This window comes from Methylobacterium sp. Leaf93 (assembly GCF_001422345.1).
GTDB lineage: Bacteria > Pseudomonadota > Alphaproteobacteria > Rhizobiales > Beijerinckiaceae > Methylobacterium > Methylobacterium bullatum.
Genome location: NZ_LMMS01000005.1, coordinates 1 through 15,009, shown reverse-complemented (window position 1 = coordinate 15,009; position 15,009 = coordinate 1). Strand labels below are relative to the sequence as shown.

The following is a 15,009-nucleotide window of genomic DNA, read 5'->3' as shown; positions in this document are numbered from 1 at the left end:
ATGGATTCGCGCATCCGTCAGGCTGCGCGTTGTCCCCTCCCCCTTGCGGGGAGAGGTGAGGAGTGGGGGTGGCGCCGCTTGCCTCCGCAGGAATCGACCCTTGCGTAGGTGATCCCTCGTCAAAGCCGAGGGTCGCCCAACCACCCCCACCTCCAACTCCTCCCCACAAGGGGGAGGAGGGGGGAGCCATCGCCCGGTCAGGCGGGCATCGTCGGCAGGACCAGCGTCTGCGCATTGGCGGCGCGCGGGGCCTTGGGGCCTTCCAGCCAGTTGAACCGGTCGGTGCTGAGCAAGATGAAGTGGATCAGCAGCGCCAGGATGAACAGGAAGGTGAAGAGCGCCACCAGCGTGCGGCGCGGATCGAAGAGAAGCCAGACCTTGTGCATGGGTGCGTTCCTCCTCAGGAGATCATCGAGACGAGGCCGTGCGCGGCGCTCGTGACGGTGTCGAGGGCGGCGTAGCCCTTCGGGCCGGGCAGCCACGGGCGCCACATCCAGACGAGGATATGGGCGACCACGGCGATGGCCGTGAAGATGATGAAGCTCGTCAGGAAGATCGCGTGGAACTCCTTGGCTTCGGGTTCGGTCAGCCCGGACAGGCTGCTCGCTTTTTCGATTCCACTGGACATGATGTGAGCCTCCGCTTTCGTCTGGCCGTGCGTGCTCCACGCGCGGCGGGTGAGGTCGCGGGGGCCGGCAGCGGCGCTCGCGACGGTCGTTCCCCCCTCGTCGGACGGGAGGTCGTTCGGGTTCCGGATCATGCGGGCATCGGCCTGGGGCGATCCGGCCCCGGAAAGCGTCAGCCCATGAAGACGAAGGGGATCGCCGACACGGCCATGGCCTTGGCCTCGCCGAAGACCGAGCGCCGGGCGATGAGCCCGTGGCCCGCCGGAGCCCGGGCCGGGACGAGGCGCTGGAGCGCCGCCGCCGCGAGGAAGAACGGATAGGTCGCCACCAGGAGGAGGCGGAACTGCAGCGCGTGCCGCTGCAGGCGCGACGGGGCGGGACGCGACAGGGCCTGGCGGGAGGGCATGGTCATCGACTGCATGGCGGAGATCTCCTGTCCGCGATCCGCGGCGGTCGGCCTCGCGAGGAAGCCGGTTCTCGACGGAAACGGCGCCGCGCCGCTCCAGCCGGAAAGAGGGTGCGGGGCGGGGGCGCTCATGCTGCCGCTCCGAGGGTCAGGTCCGCATGCGCGCGCTCGACCTCGGCCGGGCCGACCCGCTCCTGCCCGGCATTCCGGGTCGCCCGTTCGGCCGCGTCGCGCAGGCGCTTGGCCACGGAGATGCGCACCAGCACCGGATGGGTCTCGACGAGGTCGTCGAGCAGGGCGCGGGCGGCCTCGTCCCAGGGCAGCTCGCGATGGAAGCGGGCCGGCGTGGCTTCGACCCGGTCCATGTCGCGGGCCAGCGGCAGGATGTGGAAGAGCATGTCGAACAGGGCGTTGCAGACCTCCTGGATGAGGTAGGTCGCGCCCGAGAAGCCCATGAACGGCGTGCCGGTATGGCGGCGGATGATGGCGCCGGGGAAGGACGCGGGCACGAACACCGCCCGCGAACCGCATTCGGCCGCGTACATCCGCTCGTTGAATGAGCCGAACAGGACGAGGGGCGGGTTGGCCTTGATCGCCTCGCGTACCGCCGCGTTGTCGGTCTTGGCGCCGGGCCGGCGCGAGATCGCGAAGGTGCAGGGCAGACCCATCTCGTCTTCGAGGAAGCGCCGCACCCCTCTCGCATAGGTGTCGGAGGCGACGATGCCGAAGCTCGCGGTGCCGAAGAAGTCCTGGGTCACCGAGCGCCACAGGTCCCAGACCGGCTTGATCGTGGTGTGGCGCTCGCGCTCAATGAAAGGCTCCGGATCGAGGCCGAGGATCTCGCCGAGCTTGCGCAGGAACTTGGTGGTGGCGTGCAGGCCGATCGGCGCCTGCAGGTAGGGCCGCTCGAGGGCCTCGCAGAGCAGGCGGCCGAACTCGCGGTAGAGGCAGATATTGGCATCCGCGTTCACGAGTTTCGGCACGTCGGCGAGATGCGAGCCGAGCGGAAAGGCGAGGTTCACCTCGGCCCCGATCCCCTCCACGAGGCGGCGGATCTCGGCCAGATCCGAGGGCATGTTGAAGGTGCCGTAGGCCGGGCCGATGATGTTGACGCGGGGGCGCTCGCCCTCCTTGCGGGGAGGCCTTGCCGGGATGCCCTTCTTGGCGAATTTCCGCGCGCCGTATTCCTGCCAGAGCCAGGACATCGCCCGGTCGGCGGTCTGCCACTGGTCCTCGTCGATGGTGCGCGGCAGGAAGCGCTGGAGGTTGGTGCCCTCCGGCGTCACGCCGCCGCCGATCATCTCGGCGATGGAGCCGGTGACGACCACGCTCGGCATGCCCGGATCGAGGGTGGCGTGCGCCCGCTTCATCGCGGCCTCGGTGCCGTGGCGGCCGAGCTCTTCCTCGGCGAGGCCGGTGACCACGATGGGCAGTTCGTGCGGCGGCAGCGCGTCGGTGTAGTGGAGCACCGAGGTGACCGGCAGGTTCTCGCAGCCCACGGGACCGTCGATGACGACCTGCAAACCCTTGATGGCGGTGAAGACGTAGACGGCGCCCCAATAGCCGCCGGCCCGGTCGTGATCGAGGACGAGCATCAGGCCATCTCCCCGATCGGGTTGTGGGAAGGTTTTCCGCGCGTCGCCGAGGCGACGTTCTGGCGGACCTTCGGCACCTCTTCCCAGATGCCGGCGGCATGGCCCTCGCCGACCCCGTCGAAGAAGTCCCGCATGGCGTCGAACCGGTGCCGGTTGCCGAGGGCCGTGTTGATGACCTTGGTCAGCGACCCGGCCCCGGCGACGCCCATGAGCGGGCGGGCCGAGATGAGGTTGGTGAAGTAAAGGGCGGGGATCGCCCGCTCCTTGGCCGCCTGCACCACCGGCGTGGTGCCGATGGCGAGGTCCGGGCGGAACTCGCGCATGGCGGAGAGGTCGTCCTCCAGCGAGGCGCGAAAGCGCACCATGACGCCGCGTGATTCCAGCCAGTCGCGGTCGGCCTCCGAATAGGGCGTGCGCGGGCAGGCGGTGCCGACATAGGCGAGATCCGCCCCGCTCTCGACGAGGAGCCGGCCCACCAGCAGTTCGGACCCCTCGTAGCCCGAGAGCGTGATCCGGCCCTTGATCGGCGTGGCGGCCAGCGCCCCCCGGATCATCGGGAGGAGACGGTTCTTGGCGGCCTCCACAATGGCGCGGGGAACGGCGCAGGCCTCGCCGATCCGGTCGAGCCAGTCGGCGGTGCCGTCATGGCCCACGGGGGCGGAGCCGACGATGGGGCGGCCGGCGAGTTCGAATTCGCGGATCGAGGCGGTGTAGAACGGGTGGATCGCCGCCACCGCCGCGCAGTCGAGGGCGGCGTAGAGTTCGCGCCATTCGCGGGTCGGCACCACGGGGCCGGCGCTGAGGCCCAGCGGCTCCAGCAGGCCGCCGATCACCACCGGGTCGGCCGGGAACATCTCGCCGAGCAGCGTCACGCTGGGGCGCTCGGAGCGGCCGAGGCGCGGGGCCTGGACCGGACCCTGCTCGGCCTCGGACCGGGCGAATTTCAGCATGGCCCCGGCGAGCACGTCCTTGGCTTCCGCATGGGTCGGCACGCCGAAGCCCGGCACGTCGATGCCGATGACGCGGACCCCGTCGATCTCCTTCGGGAGAAGACGCAGCGGCACGCCGGAGGCGGTGGGAACGCAGAGGTTGATGACGACGACCGCGTCGTAATCGGCGGGCTTGGCCAGGTCGAACACCGCCTCGCGGATGTCCTCGAACAGCTTGCCGGTGACCAGGGTCTCGGAATTGAAGGGCACGTAGCCCACGCTCCGCTTCGCCCCATAGAAATGCGAGGTGAAGGTGAGGCCGTAGACGCAGCAGGCCGAGCCCGACAGGATCGTCGCCGTGCGGCGCATGCGCAGGCCGACGCGCAAGGAGCCGAAGGCCGGGCACATGCTCTGGGGCTGGTCGTGCGGCCCTTGGGGATAGTCTTTTTTGAGCTGCTCCAGCGTCTCCGACATCCCGGCGGCTTCGGCGGCCGCCCGCATCGCGTCCTTGCCGGAATGGCAGCCGAGCCCGTCGGACTTGGTGGCGGCGAGATTCACAGCCGCCGTGGGGGCGGTGGTCAGGGTCGAGGCGGGGCGCTCGTGACGAGCGCGAAGATCCGTGATGTCGAGGGAGACGGCCATGCGCGTCAGACCTCGTCGTAGACGACTTCGAGGGACGGCTTCACGACCAGGGTCGTGCCGCACATATCCTCGAAGGTGGCGGGGACCAGGGTGACGCCGCGGCCGACGGCCTCGCCCTTGAACAGGCCGAGCAGTCCATCCTGGGAGAGCGGCGTCGGGTGGTTGGCCGCCGCGTCGTGGACGTTCTGGGCCAGATCCGCGAAGAGCGAGCCCCATTGGCTCTCGGGCCTGCCGATGATCTCGTAATTCGCGCTCTTCTTGCGGATGTCGTCATCGGCCGGGATCGAGGCCAGGACCGGGATGCCCACCGCCGCCGCGAAGGCCTGGGCCTCGCCGGTGCCGTCGTCCTTGTTGATGACGAGGCCGCCCACACCGACATTGCCGCCGAGCTTGCGGAAGTATTCCACCGCCGAGCAGACGTTGTTGGCCACATACAACGATTGAAGATCGTTCGAGCCGACGACGATGACCTTCTGGCACATGTCGCGGGCGATCGGCAGGCCGAAGCCGCCGCAGACCACGTCGCCGAGGAAGTCGAGCAGGACGTAGTCGAAGCCCCATTCGTGGAAGCCGAGTTTTTCGAGAAGTTCGAAACCGTGGATGATGCCGCGCCCGCCGCAGCCGCGCCCGACTTCCGGCCCGCCGAGCTCCATGGCGTAGACGCCGTCGCGCTTGAAGCAGACATCGCCGATGGCGACCTGCTCGCCGGCGAGCTTCTTCTTGGTGGAGGTTTCGATGATGGTGGGGCAGGCGCGGCCGCCGAACAGGAGCGAGGTGGTGTCGCTCTTCGGGTCGCAGCCGATGAGCAGGACCTTCTTGCCCTGCTGGGCCATCATGTAGCTGAGATTGGCGAGCGTGAACGACTTGCCGATGCCGCCCTTGCCGTAGATCGCGATGATCTGCGTCTCCTTGGTGGCGGAGACGGGGGCCGGATCCGGTTCGATGGCGGCTTCGGCGCGCAGGAGCGCGGCTCCGTTCAGCTGCATGTTCATGAAGCGGCTCTCCAATCGAGGATCATCTTCAGGCATTCGGGCTCGCCGAACGCCGTGCGATAGGCGGACGGCGCGCGCGCCGCCGGTTCACGATGGGTGATCAGGCCGTCGAGGGAGAGGCGCCCCCCCTCGATCAGGGTCAGAACCGCGGCGAGATCCTCCGGCCGCCACTGGGCGGCGACGCGGATGCGGGCCTCGCGCAGGAAGGCGGGCGGGAAGGCGAAGGAGAGCGGCGCCTCGTAGAAACCGGCGAGCACGATCTCGCCGCCGGGCCTGAGCCGCGCGATCAGCGTGTCGAGGATCGCGGCGTCGCCGCTGACATCGGTGATGGAGCCGTAATCGCGGGTCTCGTCCGCATCGGGATGAAGGACCTCGTAGCCCTGCGCGCCGGTGGCCCGGATCGCGTTCGTCTCCCACACCATCGGCTCGCCGCCGGCGATCCGTGTCAGGCGGGCGAGAAGCCGCCCGAGCACCCCGTGCCCGACGATGAGCGAGCGGCCTTCGGGACGCGCGTTGAGCGCATGATAGGCGGTGGCGGCGAGCGCGATGAGGATCCCGTGTTCGCGCAAGGCCACATCGATGGGAACGAGGCGCGCGCCCTCGCTCACCAGGCGGGAGGCCGCGCCGCCGAACAGGCCGCGCACCGGGCCGAAGCAGCGGGCGCCCGGCACGAAGACCCTCTGCCCGACGGCGAGGCCGGAGGCGGGGCCGGCTTCCACCACCTCGCCCACCGATTCGTAGCCGGGGACCAGCGGATAGCCCATGCCCGGGAAGGGCGGCATCCGGCCTGTCCAGAGCAGGCGCTCGGTGCCGGTGCTGATGCCGCTCCACAGGGTCTCCACCACCGCATCGGCCGGGCCTGGAGCATCAAGGGTCAGTTCGGCGAGCGACAGCTGTTCGGGGCGTTCGAAGAGGACGGCGAGCGCGTGCATTGTGGTCGACCCTCCCCTGTCTCGTACCTCGACCCGATGGCGACGGATTCGGTACTTGTTCGATGTGTCATCCTAGATTGACACTTTTATTCGTCAAGCCTTACTTACGCCGCAGCGTGTCAATTCGTCTGGACACCAGCAGGCGGGTCAGGAGCGGGCGCCGGGTCGTGATCTCGCGGCAGTCGCGAAAGCCGGCCTCGTGCAGGAGCGCGGTAAGCTCGGCAGGGCGGCGGCAGCGGCCGCTTCCCATCGCCAGCAGGTAGAAGCCGAAATACGCCTCGGTGACCGGCTCGGCCCCCGGCGTTCCCGCCATCGGCTCGGCGATCAGGAGCGTGCCGTCATCGCCGAGCGCGTCGTAGGCGGCGCGCAGAATGAGGCGGACGGTGTCGTCGTCATGGTCGTGGACGACCCGGACGAGGGAGATGACGTCCGCACCCTTCGGCAGGGGCGCGGTGCGGAAACTGCCGCCATGGGCCTCGGCACGGTGGGACAGGCCCTCGGCCGCGAAGCGCCCGGCGGCGCGGGCGGCCACCGCCGGCAGGTCGAACAGCCGGACTGAGAGATCGGGCGTCGCCCGCATGACCGCGCGCAGGAAAGCCCCCTCGCCGCCCCCCACATCCATGAGCAGGCGGTGCCGCCCCATCGGATAGGCGTCGAGGATGTCCTCGGCGATGAGGGATTGGGAGGCGGCCATGAGGGCCGAGTAATCCGCCACCGCCTCGGCCGGGATCGCCGCGTCGCCGGCCGCTCCCGCATAGGGCCAGTAGGCGGCCAGCCGGCTCGTGCCGCCCTCCCCGCGCAGGAGCGCCACCGGGTCGCGCAGATCCTCGTAGAGGAGCGCGTGGTGCTCGATCATCGCGGCAATGGAGGGATTGCCGATCAGCGCCGCCCCGAGATCGGCCAGGGCGAAGCGCCCGTCGGACAGGCGCCGCAGCAGGTTCAGCGAGACGGCGGCGTCCAGCAGGCGCAGTGCCCGCTCCGGCCGCAGGCAGATCCGCTCGGCCAGGGCCTCGAGCCCGAGGGGGCCGGGGGCGAGGATCGCGAACAGGTCGAGCCTGATGCAGGCGAACAGGGTCTGCGAATAGACGAAGCCGGCGCAGAGATCGAACAGCGCGCGGGTGTTGCGCCGCGCGATTCCCCGCGTCAGGGGAAATGCGGCGGCCCAGCGCTGGAAGGCCGGATTGGCGATGGTGCGGTTGCGGAAGCCGAGCCAGCGCTCGCGCCAAGGCAGGGCGCGCTTCCCTCCGCCTCGCGCGGCGTTCACCCCGCTCACGATCAGCGCGGGTCTCTCCTCCCCCTTGTGGGGAGGAGCGGGAGGTGGGGGTGGCTGGGTGACCCTCTGTTGCTGCAAGGCGACCACCCGCGTCAGGTTCGGCTGAGAGGAGTCATGCTCGCCTCTGCTCCCTCCCCGCAGGGAGCGACGGGATTCGCTCCTCCGCTCGACGGCCGTTCGGTCTCTCGAATAGGGTTCGGCATGAGGCGCGACCGGCTCCCTCTCCTTCCAGGCAGGGCGATTGCATATGGCACCGCGCCGTCATTCCGGGTCGCCCAGGCGAGCCCGGAATCCAGAGCCGCCGACGGTGCAAAGTCCGGCACCACCTATGTTTCTGGATCTCGGGCTCCGCTGCGCGGCCCCGGGATGACGGGGGGCTGCGATTCGATTCTCAACGAGCAAATGTGCATATGCGATAGCCCTGCCTTCCAGGAGAGGGGACCCGAGCGGCCCGCGAGATGTGGGGCTATCGTAGCTGCAGGGAGGAAGGGACAACGCCCTCCCCTCACGCCAATTCCCGCGCCAGGCTTGCCGGCAGGAACAGGCGCGTCTGCGCCTCGATCTCGGCGCGGAGTTCGTCGGCGCCGGGACAGGCGGGGATCACCTCCACGGCTTCCCGCACGAGGCGCTTGAGGCGCGCGAGCGCGCCGGCCATGCCGAGCAGGGCGGCGGCGTTGGGCCGGCCCAACGTGGCGTCGCGGCCCACCGGCTTGCCGACCTCTTCCTGACGGCAGGCGACGTCGCGCAGGTCGTCGGCGACCTGATAGGCCTCGCCGAGGCATTCCCCCAGTAGCCGCCACGGGAGCGCCTGCGCGCCCGCCGCCGCCGCGCCGGTGACGGTGGCCGCCGCGAACAGCGCGCCGGTCTTGGCCTGCTGGTACTCGGTGAGCCCCACATGCCGCTCCGATTCCCAGGCCTGCCCGGCGGCGATGCCGTTGGGCGAACCGGCCGCGCGGGCGACGAGGCCGACGAGGGCGGCGAGCCGGGCCGGCGAGCGCGCAGCACCCCGCGCCAGGGTCTCGAAAGCGGAGACGATGAGCGCATCCCCGGTCAGCACCGCCAGGGGCTCGCCGAAGGCGGCATGGACCGAGGGTTTCTGCCGCCGCATCGGCGCATCGTCGAAACAGGGCAGGTCGTCATGGACCAGGGAGGCGCAGTGGATGAGTTCGATCGCCGCCGCCGCCGCGTCGGAGGCCACCGGATCGTCGTCGCCGCAGGCGCGAGCGACCGAGAGGCAGAGGCGTGGCCGGATGCGGTGGCCACCGGGAAAGACCGCGTAGCGGATCGCCTCGGCCAGGAGCGGCGGCGCGCCGGGCGCCTCCGCATGGGCGACGGCAGCGTCGAGAGCCTGCTCGATCCGGCGGTTGGCATCCATGGCGCCACTCCCTGGTGTCTTTTCGTATTGCCATTGCAAAGTGTCAGATATTATTGACACTCGTCAAGGCAGAAACGGGTGACACAGTGACGGCGCAGCGGGTTGCGGTGATCGGAGCGGGGATCGGCGGGCTGGTGGCGGCCCTGCGCCTCGCCCATGCGGGGCTCGACGTCACCGTGCTCGAGCGCGCGGCCGCGCCCGGCGGCAAGATGCGCAGCGTCGCGGCGGACGGGGCGCGCGTCGAGGCCGGCCCCACCGTCTTCACCATGCGCTGGGTGTTCGAGGAGATCTTTTCGGAATGCGGCGCCGACCTGTCGGACCGCGTGGGGTTGAGCCCGGCCTCCATCCTCGCCCGCCATGCCTGGGGGGCGGGGGAGCGCCTCGACCTGTTCGCCGATCCCGAAGCCTCGGCGGCGGCGATCCGCGCCTTCGCCGGGCCACGCGAGGAGGACGGCTACCGGCGCTTTCGCGCCCGCGCGGCGGAGGTCTACGGCACGCTGGAAGGGCCGTTCATCCGGGGCGAGCGGCCGAGCCCGGTCGATCTCGGCCGCCGCGTCGGCCTGTCGGGGCTCGGCGGGCTGTGGCGCATCCAGCCCTTCACCACCCTGTGGGGGGCGCTGGGCGAATATTTCCGCGATCCCCGCCTGCGCCAATTGTTCGGGCGCTACGCCACCTATTGCGGCTCCTCGCCCTTCGAGGCCCCGGCGACGCTCATGCTGGTGGCGCATGTGGAGAGCCAGGGCGTCTGGCATGTGGAGGGCGGCCTCAGCCGCCTCGCCGCCATCATCGCCGATCTCGCGGAGGAGCGTGGCGCCCGCATCCGCTATGGTGCGCAGGTGGCCGCCATCGCGGTGGAGACCGGGCGCGGCATCGTCGGCCTCGACCTCGCCGATGGCGAGCGGATCGCGGCCGATCTCGTGGTGGCCAATGCCGATGCGGCGGCCCTCGGCGCGGGCCTGTTCGGATCGCGCCCGGCGCGGGCCGTGGAGGCGGTGCCGCCGAATGCCCGCTCGCTCTCGGCGGTGACGCTCTGCGCGAAAGCCCGCACCACGGGCTTCCCGCTGGTGCGGCACACCGTGTTCTTCTCGGGCGATTACGCGAACGAATTCGCTGCGCTGCGCGCCGGCCGGCTCCCCGACGACCCGACTGTCTATGTCTGCGCGCAGGACCGCGCCGACGACGATTCGGCCCTCGACACGCCGGAGCGCCTGCTCTGCCTCGTCAACGCTCCGGCCCTCGGCCGGGAACGCCCCCTCGCCCCCACGGAGATCGCTACATGCGAGACCAACCTGCGTCGGAAACTGACGGAATGCGGGCTGACGATCGAGGCGACGCTGGGCTCGGTGACCACCGATCCGGCGGGGTTCGAGCGGCTGTTTCCGGCGACGGGGGGCGCCCTCTACGGCCGGGCCTCGCACGGCTGGATGGCCTCGTTCAAGCGTCCGGGCGCAAGGACGGCGCTGCCGGGGCTGTATCTCGCGGGGGGCAGCGTCCATCCGGGGCCGGGGGTGCCGATGGCGGCGCAATCGGGGCGGATCGCGGCGGACAGCCTGCTGGCCGATCTCGCCCAGACGGGCCGCGCTTCGACACGCCGGTGGCCCGGGACGGTTACGTCTGGTGGTATGTCGACGCCCTGAGCGAGGACGGGCGCCAGGGGCTCACGATCATCGCCTTCATCGGCAGCGTGTTCTCGCCCTATTACGCCCTGGACCTCAGCCGCGACCCGTTCAACCACTGCACCCTGAACGTCGTGCTCTACGGGGAGCGCGCCAACCGCTTCTGCATGACCGAGCGCGGCCGGGATGCCTTGAGCCGGGATGCGTCGCAGATCCGGATCGGCCCGAGCGGTCTCGCCTGGGACGGCACCACCCTCACCATCACCCTCGACGAGGTGACGGCGCCGATCCCCTCGCGGGTGCGCGGCACGATCCACCTGCGCCCGAACGGCTTCACCGCTGAGACCTTCACCCTGGACGCGACGGGCCAGCACCGCTGGTGGCCGATGGCGCCCTCCTCCCCCGTGGAGGTGGCCCTCGACGCCCCGGCCCTGTCCTGGCGCGGCACCGCCTATTTCGACACCAACCACGGCGACACCGCTTTGGGCCGGAGCTTCAGCGACTGGACCTGGTGCCGGGCCGACCTGAAGGACGGGTCGGCGATCCTCTACGACGTGCGCCGCCGCGACGGCAGCACCCAGAACCTCTCCCTGCGCTTTGCCGCCGACGGCACCCGCCGCGACATCCGCCCGCCGCTCCCCGCCGCTTTGCCGCCGACGCGGTTCTGGCGCATGCCCCGCGCCACCCGCAGCGACGACGGGGCCTCGAGCGTCGTCCGCACCTTCGAGGACACGCCGTTCTACGCCCGCTCGCTCCTCGCCTCGACCCTCGACGGCGAGCCCGTACGCCCGGTCCACGAGAGCCTGTCGCTCGACCGATTCCGCAACCCGCTGGTGCAGTTCATGCTGCCGTTCCGGATGCCTCGGCGGGCGGGGTGATGGGGAGCCGTGATGCTTCTGCGTCGGGTTGGCCTCGAACACGGGGGCCGATTTTCAGCTCGATCGATATCCGTAACTACGGACTGCAAATGTTGGCTTTAAAACCGCAAGACTGACCGCCCCGAACGCCTGTATCGGGTGGGCAGCGGACCCTGGTCTCTCGCCCCGGTGCGGACGAGCCGCCTGCGACCCGACTTTGGCGATGGCTGTGCCGCGAGCCAGGCTCAGAACCGAGATGTCGCGACGCCGGTCACCCAGCCGGGGTCATGGCGTGCGGCAGTCCATGGCGGTCGCTGCCTCGATGACGCTGAGAGCCCTTCGCCGGACTTCGAGCGAAGCTCTTGGGCTATCCGAGACGACGGACGCCTCCCGCTTCAAGGTCGTGTCGCAGGCGCACGAATTGTACCCGGCGGTGTCGTAGCAGGCATCGTGGCGCATGCACGCGGCGTCGAGGTCGTCGGTCGGTGGCAAGCCTTCGCCCCGCTGTCCCTTCCCGCAATAATTCCCGTGGAACAGTTCCTTCCCGGCGAGGACCCGGCCGAAATCGCCCTTCGGCGGTGCCGGCGCCTCGGCTCGGCCGCTCGGGTTGAGGTCGTTGGCCGGCCCGCCCGCCTTGGAACCGGACGCGCGCAGGGCCTTCGGGATGCCGGAGCCCTCGCCGGGTTCGTTCAGGGCCTCGCCGGCCCGGCCGTTCGGGTCCGTGATGTCCGGTAACGGAGGAGGCGGCCCGGGTCGGGGCTCGTCTTCCTCGATGGTCGCGGCGGGCACGCCCTGAACGCCCTGCGCGACGGAAGCGTGCGGGCAGGCCACGAGCAGCAGCCCCAGTATTGCAAGAAGAGATGGTCTCACGGATGCCCCCCGGATCGGCGTACGGCGAAACTCGAAGCTCGGATTTACCGTTCCCCATGCGTGCCAGCGTGGTCACGGGGATGCGGCGGCCGTCGGGACCCGTGACGCGCCGCGTCGGCCGGGCTCGGACGCGGCCTGCCCGGCTTCTCGGCGTGGAGGCGGACCGCGCTCGGCCTGGGCCGGAACCCCGACATGAAAGCCCGCCGCGGCGCCTGCCGGGCGGGCTTCGTCGCGTCTCGCATGCGTCGAAGGTCTCAGTCGATGACCTCGACGATGCGGCGGCTGCGGTCGACCAGCACCGGGCGGTCGTTCACCACGGTGTAGCGGTAGCCCGGCCGCGCCCGATACTCGGCGGGCACGTCGTAGTAGGTGACCTCCTCGTCCGGCAACTCGGTGCCGACCTGAACCGGGCCGCCCCAGCTGTAGGACCGCACGCCGCGCTCGCGGACGTAGGAGCGGAAGCGGGGGCGCTCGTCGACGCCCAGGATACCGCCGATGGTGCCGGCCGCGGCACCGACCGCACCCCCGACGATCCCGCCGACCGGACCGGCCGCGTCGGCGCCGCGCTCGGCACCCTCGGCCGCGCCGCGCAGCGTGCCCTGTGCCTGCGCCGCCATCGGCATGGCGAGCATGCCGGCCGCGGCGAGGGCGGGAAGAAGTTTGTGGGTCATGGTCGTGTCTCCCGTGACGTCAGGGGCCGAAGCTCAGTTGCAGCCTTCCTTGTGAACAGTCTTGGAGTTGCCCATCCCGTCCTCCTTGTGGACGGTCTTCGAGCCGCAATCGACGCTGCCGGTGGTGACTTCGCGGCGCTCGACCACACCTTCGCGGCGCTCGACCGTGACGCTGGGGGCGCTGTCGCGGCGGATTACGGTGGTCTCCTCGGCCGATGCGGGCGCGGCGAAGCCGGCCACGGAAGCGGCGAGGAAGCCAAGGACGAGTGACTTGCGCATGGTACGATCCTTCGGTTCGAGAGCCAGGACGTCAGTGTCCGGCCCAGGAACGACGAGGTCACGAGAACGGTTGCGTCGAAATTCGTGCAGTCCCCGGATCGGTCGGGGAGCCGTCGTCCGGGGAGGAGGGCCGTCGGCCGACCCCGCGGCGGGGCCGGCCGACGGCCCTTGCCGCGAGGGCCTATTCGGCTTCCACGTCGGCCGCATCGGTGTCCGTGCCGGGCCGTGCCAGGGCAGGAGTTTCGGCGTTCGGAGCGTCGCCGGCCCGAGCGGGGGGCGCGAAAAGCCCCGCTCGAAGTCGGTCAAAGCAGCGTTTCGGCCGGGCGGTTGCCGAGCCCGACCGCCGAAGGCTCATGTGCGGTTGTCGATCTCCGGCACACCGCTGCTACGGTCGGCATAGGCGGCGATGAAGGCCGGTCGCGCCTGCCAGCGCCGCCAGAAGGCATCGAGATGTTCGAACCGCTCATCGAGCGGGGTGGCGTTGACGGGGAACTTGGAGAACGCGATCGCCGTCGCCAGCGTGATGTCGGAGAACGTGGGCTGATCGCCACCCAGCAGCCAATCGCGGCCATCCGCGAGATGCCCGTCCACGAGACCGGCATGCGCCAGCGCCACCTTGCGTGAATGCTCGCCCCAAGTCGGGTTGCTGGTCAGTTCGAGCTTCGGGCCTAGACCCTGATGCAGGACGTGGAAGGCAGTGACGATGGGATAGAGGATGTGCACCCACACCCGGCTGTCCCACATCTGATCGAGACCGCGCTCATGCGCCGTCGCCCCCATGATCTTGCGGCCCTCGAACGTGTCGTCGAGATAGCGGGCGATGGCGGAGGTCTCGCTGAGGTGAGAACCATCGGCGAGCGCAAGGGTCGGCGTCTCGCCCCAGGGGTTCATCTTCAGGTGCCTCCAACCCCGCTGCTCGCCGACGGGCGACATGTCGTAGATCGTCTCGTCGAAGCGGTCGGCGATACCCTTCTCGTGCATGAAGATCCGCAGGCGCTGCGGGTTCGGGAAGGCCGAGGGGGAGGTGAAGAGCTTGAGCTTGTCGGACATCGTCTTCTCGCTTTCGAGATTATCAGCCTGTCTGTCAGATGACAGGCTGCAAGCTATGGCGGAGATCTTGCGCCGTCAACCCCTGTCTGACATATGACAGGTGGAGGTTGGACATGGCAGCGACGTCGAAGGGGAACGTGAGAGAGGCGATTCTCGAAGCCGCACGGGAGGCGGCGATGGCTTATGGCTACGGCGGCCTCAACTTCCGCGACCTCGCGGCGACCGTCGGCATCAAGGCTGCCAGCATCAACTACCACTTCGCCACCAAGGCTCTCCTCGGCGAGGCGGTTGCGCGGCGCTACTGGGAAGACATCGCCCGCGTTCTCGAAGCCATCTCAACGAATGCCCGGAGCCCGATCGAAGCGTTGCAGCGATACCCGAGCATCTTCCGGCTCTCCCTGGAGCGCGACAATCGCATGTGCCTGAGCAGCTTCATGGCGACGGAACATGACGCGTTGCCCGAGCCCGTGCTGAAGGAGGTGCAGACGTTCGCCGACGTGAACACCGCTTGGCTCTGCCAACATCTGGTCGCTGCCAAACTCGCCTCGCCCGCCGAGGGTAAGTTAAGGGCCCGTGCCATTTACGCTTCTGTCGCCGGGGCGCAGATCATCGCGCGCAGCCGTTCGGACGTGACAGTGTTCGACGAGTTGATCGAAAGCTACCGACGAACGGGATTGCTCCCAAGCCAGTGACGCTTCGTATCTGACAAGTGCGAATTGAGGTGCCACCGCCGCATCCGATCCACACCGGACGGCCGGTTCAACGCCTATCTCATCCAGAAGAGACCGGCTGTTTTCCACCGAGGCTGTGTGAGAACGCTTTTGCGGATTTGACGGACCTGACAGCGCAAGGCCCAAAGGGACCGGGCTTTCAGCCTCGGATGGCGGCGATGAGCG

Annotated in this window: 16 protein-coding genes; 3 read left to right on the top strand and 13 right to left on the bottom strand. The window is 69.8% G+C overall.

What is annotated here, in order from left to right:
• Nucleotides 1–197 precede the first annotated feature (197 nt).
• The 9 genes from pufA to ASF26_RS05980 form a co-directional block, all read right to left on the bottom strand.
• On the bottom strand, nt 198–386 hold the full coding sequence (gene pufA, locus ASF26_RS06020; protein WP_018043293.1) for a light-harvesting antenna LH1, alpha subunit: 189 nt from the start codon (nt 384–386) through the stop codon (nt 198–200).
• Nucleotides 387–400: 14 nt separating this feature from the next.
• Entirely contained in the window at nt 401–628 is a 228-nt protein-coding gene (gene pufB / locus ASF26_RS06015; RefSeq protein WP_018043292.1) for a light-harvesting antenna LH1, beta subunit, read from the bottom strand.
• Nucleotides 629–798: 170 nt separating this feature from the next.
• Nucleotides 799–1,047 carry a hypothetical protein gene (locus tag ASF26_RS06010; protein WP_244475847.1) on the bottom strand — a complete coding sequence of 83 codons (249 nt, stop codon included), beginning with the start codon at nt 1,045–1,047 and terminating at the stop codon, nt 799–801.
• 113 nt (nt 1,048–1,160) lie between these two features.
• A complete protein-coding gene (bchZ, locus tag ASF26_RS06005) occupies nt 1,161–2,627 on the bottom strand; it encodes a chlorophyllide a reductase subunit Z (protein ID WP_056250847.1) in 1,467 nt (488 codons plus the stop codon).
• The gene (bchY, locus tag ASF26_RS06000; RefSeq protein ID WP_056250843.1) at nt 2,627–4,198 is read right to left on the bottom strand and encodes a chlorophyllide a reductase subunit Y; all 1,572 of its coding nucleotides are present in this window, start codon (nt 4,196–4,198) and stop codon (nt 2,627–2,629) included. The genes bchZ and bchY overlap by 1 nt, the downstream gene beginning before the upstream one ends.
• Nucleotides 4,199–4,203: 5 nt before the next feature.
• Complete coding sequence (locus ASF26_RS05995; RefSeq protein ID WP_056250839.1) at nt 4,204–5,190, bottom strand: chlorophyllide a reductase iron protein subunit X; 987 nt, start codon at nt 5,188–5,190, stop codon at nt 4,204–4,206.
• On the bottom strand, nt 5,187–6,122 hold the full coding sequence (bchC, locus tag ASF26_RS05990; protein WP_056250836.1) for a chlorophyll synthesis pathway protein BchC: 936 nt from the start codon (nt 6,120–6,122) through the stop codon (nt 5,187–5,189). The genes ASF26_RS05995 and bchC overlap by 4 nt, the downstream gene beginning before the upstream one ends.
• A 100-nt stretch (nt 6,123–6,222) precedes the next feature.
• Nucleotides 6,223–7,395 (bottom strand): acetylserotonin O-methyltransferase, encoded by a 1,173-nt coding sequence (locus ASF26_RS05985; protein ID WP_244475846.1) that lies wholly within the window; start codon nt 7,393–7,395, stop codon nt 6,223–6,225.
• A gap of 505 nt (nt 7,396–7,900) precedes the next feature.
• Nucleotides 7,901–8,770, bottom strand: a complete 870-nt coding sequence (locus ASF26_RS05980; RefSeq protein WP_056250830.1) for a polyprenyl synthetase family protein — start codon at nt 8,768–8,770, stop codon at nt 7,901–7,903.
• A gap of 86 nt (nt 8,771–8,856) precedes the next feature.
• Here ASF26_RS05980 and crtD point away from each other — a divergent pair, with 86 nt between their 5' ends.
• Nucleotides 8,857–10,407 carry a 1-hydroxycarotenoid 3,4-desaturase CrtD gene (gene crtD / locus ASF26_RS05975; protein WP_056250824.1) on the top strand — a complete coding sequence of 517 codons (1,551 nt, stop codon included), beginning with the start codon at nt 8,857–8,859 and terminating at the stop codon, nt 10,405–10,407.
• Nucleotides 10,365–11,264 carry a carotenoid 1,2-hydratase gene (locus ASF26_RS05970; protein ID WP_200925889.1) on the top strand — a complete coding sequence of 300 codons (900 nt, stop codon included), beginning with the start codon at nt 10,365–10,367 and terminating at the stop codon, nt 11,262–11,264. The genes crtD and ASF26_RS05970 overlap by 43 nt, the downstream gene beginning before the upstream one ends.
• Nucleotides 11,265–11,528: 264 nt before the next feature.
• Here ASF26_RS05970 and ASF26_RS05965 read toward each other — a convergent pair whose 3' ends face one another.
• The 4 genes from ASF26_RS05965 to ASF26_RS05950 all read right to left on the bottom strand — a co-directional run bounded on the left by ASF26_RS05965 (nt 11,529) and on the right by ASF26_RS05950 (nt 14,113).
• Nucleotides 11,529–12,113, bottom strand: coding sequence for a phospholipase A2 family protein (locus tag ASF26_RS05965; protein ID WP_056250820.1), 585 nt, complete (start codon nt 12,111–12,113; stop codon nt 11,529–11,531).
• Nucleotides 12,114–12,367: 254 nt separating this feature from the next.
• Nucleotides 12,368–12,784, bottom strand: a complete 417-nt coding sequence (locus ASF26_RS05960; RefSeq protein ID WP_056250816.1) for a DUF1236 domain-containing protein — start codon at nt 12,782–12,784, stop codon at nt 12,368–12,370.
• A 33-nt stretch (nt 12,785–12,817) separates the two neighbouring features.
• Nucleotides 12,818–13,063 (bottom strand): hypothetical protein, encoded by a 246-nt coding sequence (locus ASF26_RS05955; protein ID WP_056250811.1) that lies wholly within the window; start codon nt 13,061–13,063, stop codon nt 12,818–12,820.
• A 351-nt stretch (nt 13,064–13,414) separates the two neighbouring features.
• Nucleotides 13,415–14,113 (bottom strand): glutathione S-transferase N-terminal domain-containing protein, encoded by a 699-nt coding sequence (locus tag ASF26_RS05950; protein WP_056250806.1) that lies wholly within the window; start codon nt 14,111–14,113, stop codon nt 13,415–13,417.
• A 113-nt stretch (nt 14,114–14,226) separates the two neighbouring features.
• Between ASF26_RS05950 and ASF26_RS05945 the strand changes: the two genes are divergently transcribed.
• Nucleotides 14,227–14,805 (top strand): TetR/AcrR family transcriptional regulator, encoded by a 579-nt coding sequence (locus ASF26_RS05945; RefSeq protein WP_056250803.1) that lies wholly within the window; start codon nt 14,227–14,229, stop codon nt 14,803–14,805.
• Nucleotides 14,806–15,009: the final 204 nt, after the last annotated feature.

Excerpts from the sequence above, each read along its gene's own strand:
- ASF26_RS05950 (WP_056250806.1), bottom strand. The coding sequence starts at position 14,113 with ATGTCCGACAAGCTCAAGCTCTTCACCTCCCCCTCGGCCTTCCCGAAC.
- bchC (WP_056250836.1), bottom strand. The coding sequence starts at position 6,122 with ATGCACGCGCTCGCCGTCCTCTTCGAACGCCCCGAACAGCTGTCGCTC.
- pufA (WP_018043293.1), bottom strand. The coding sequence starts at position 386 with ATGCACAAGGTCTGGCTTCTCTTCGATCCGCGCCGCACGCTGGTGGCG.
- ASF26_RS05945 (WP_056250803.1), top strand. The coding sequence starts at position 14,227 with ATGGCAGCGACGTCGAAGGGGAACGTGAGAGAGGCGATTCTCGAAGCC.
- ASF26_RS05960 (WP_056250816.1), bottom strand. The coding sequence starts at position 12,784 with ATGACCCACAAACTTCTTCCCGCCCTCGCCGCGGCCGGCATGCTCGCC.
- pufB (WP_018043292.1), bottom strand. The coding sequence starts at position 628 with ATGTCCAGTGGAATCGAAAAAGCGAGCAGCCTGTCCGGGCTGACCGAA.
- ASF26_RS05980 (WP_056250830.1), bottom strand. The coding sequence starts at position 8,770 with ATGGATGCCAACCGCCGGATCGAGCAGGCTCTCGACGCTGCCGTCGCC.
- bchY (WP_056250843.1), bottom strand. The coding sequence starts at position 4,198 with ATGGCCGTCTCCCTCGACATCACGGATCTTCGCGCTCGTCACGAGCGC.
- ASF26_RS05955 (WP_056250811.1), bottom strand. The coding sequence starts at position 13,063 with ATGCGCAAGTCACTCGTCCTTGGCTTCCTCGCCGCTTCCGTGGCCGGC.
- ASF26_RS05995 (WP_056250839.1), bottom strand. The coding sequence starts at position 5,190 with ATGAACATGCAGCTGAACGGAGCCGCGCTCCTGCGCGCCGAAGCCGCC.
- ASF26_RS06010 (WP_244475847.1), bottom strand. The coding sequence starts at position 1,047 with ATGCAGTCGATGACCATGCCCTCCCGCCAGGCCCTGTCGCGTCCCGCC.
- bchZ (WP_056250847.1), bottom strand. The coding sequence starts at position 2,627 with ATGCTCGTCCTCGATCACGACCGGGCCGGCGGCTATTGGGGCGCCGTC.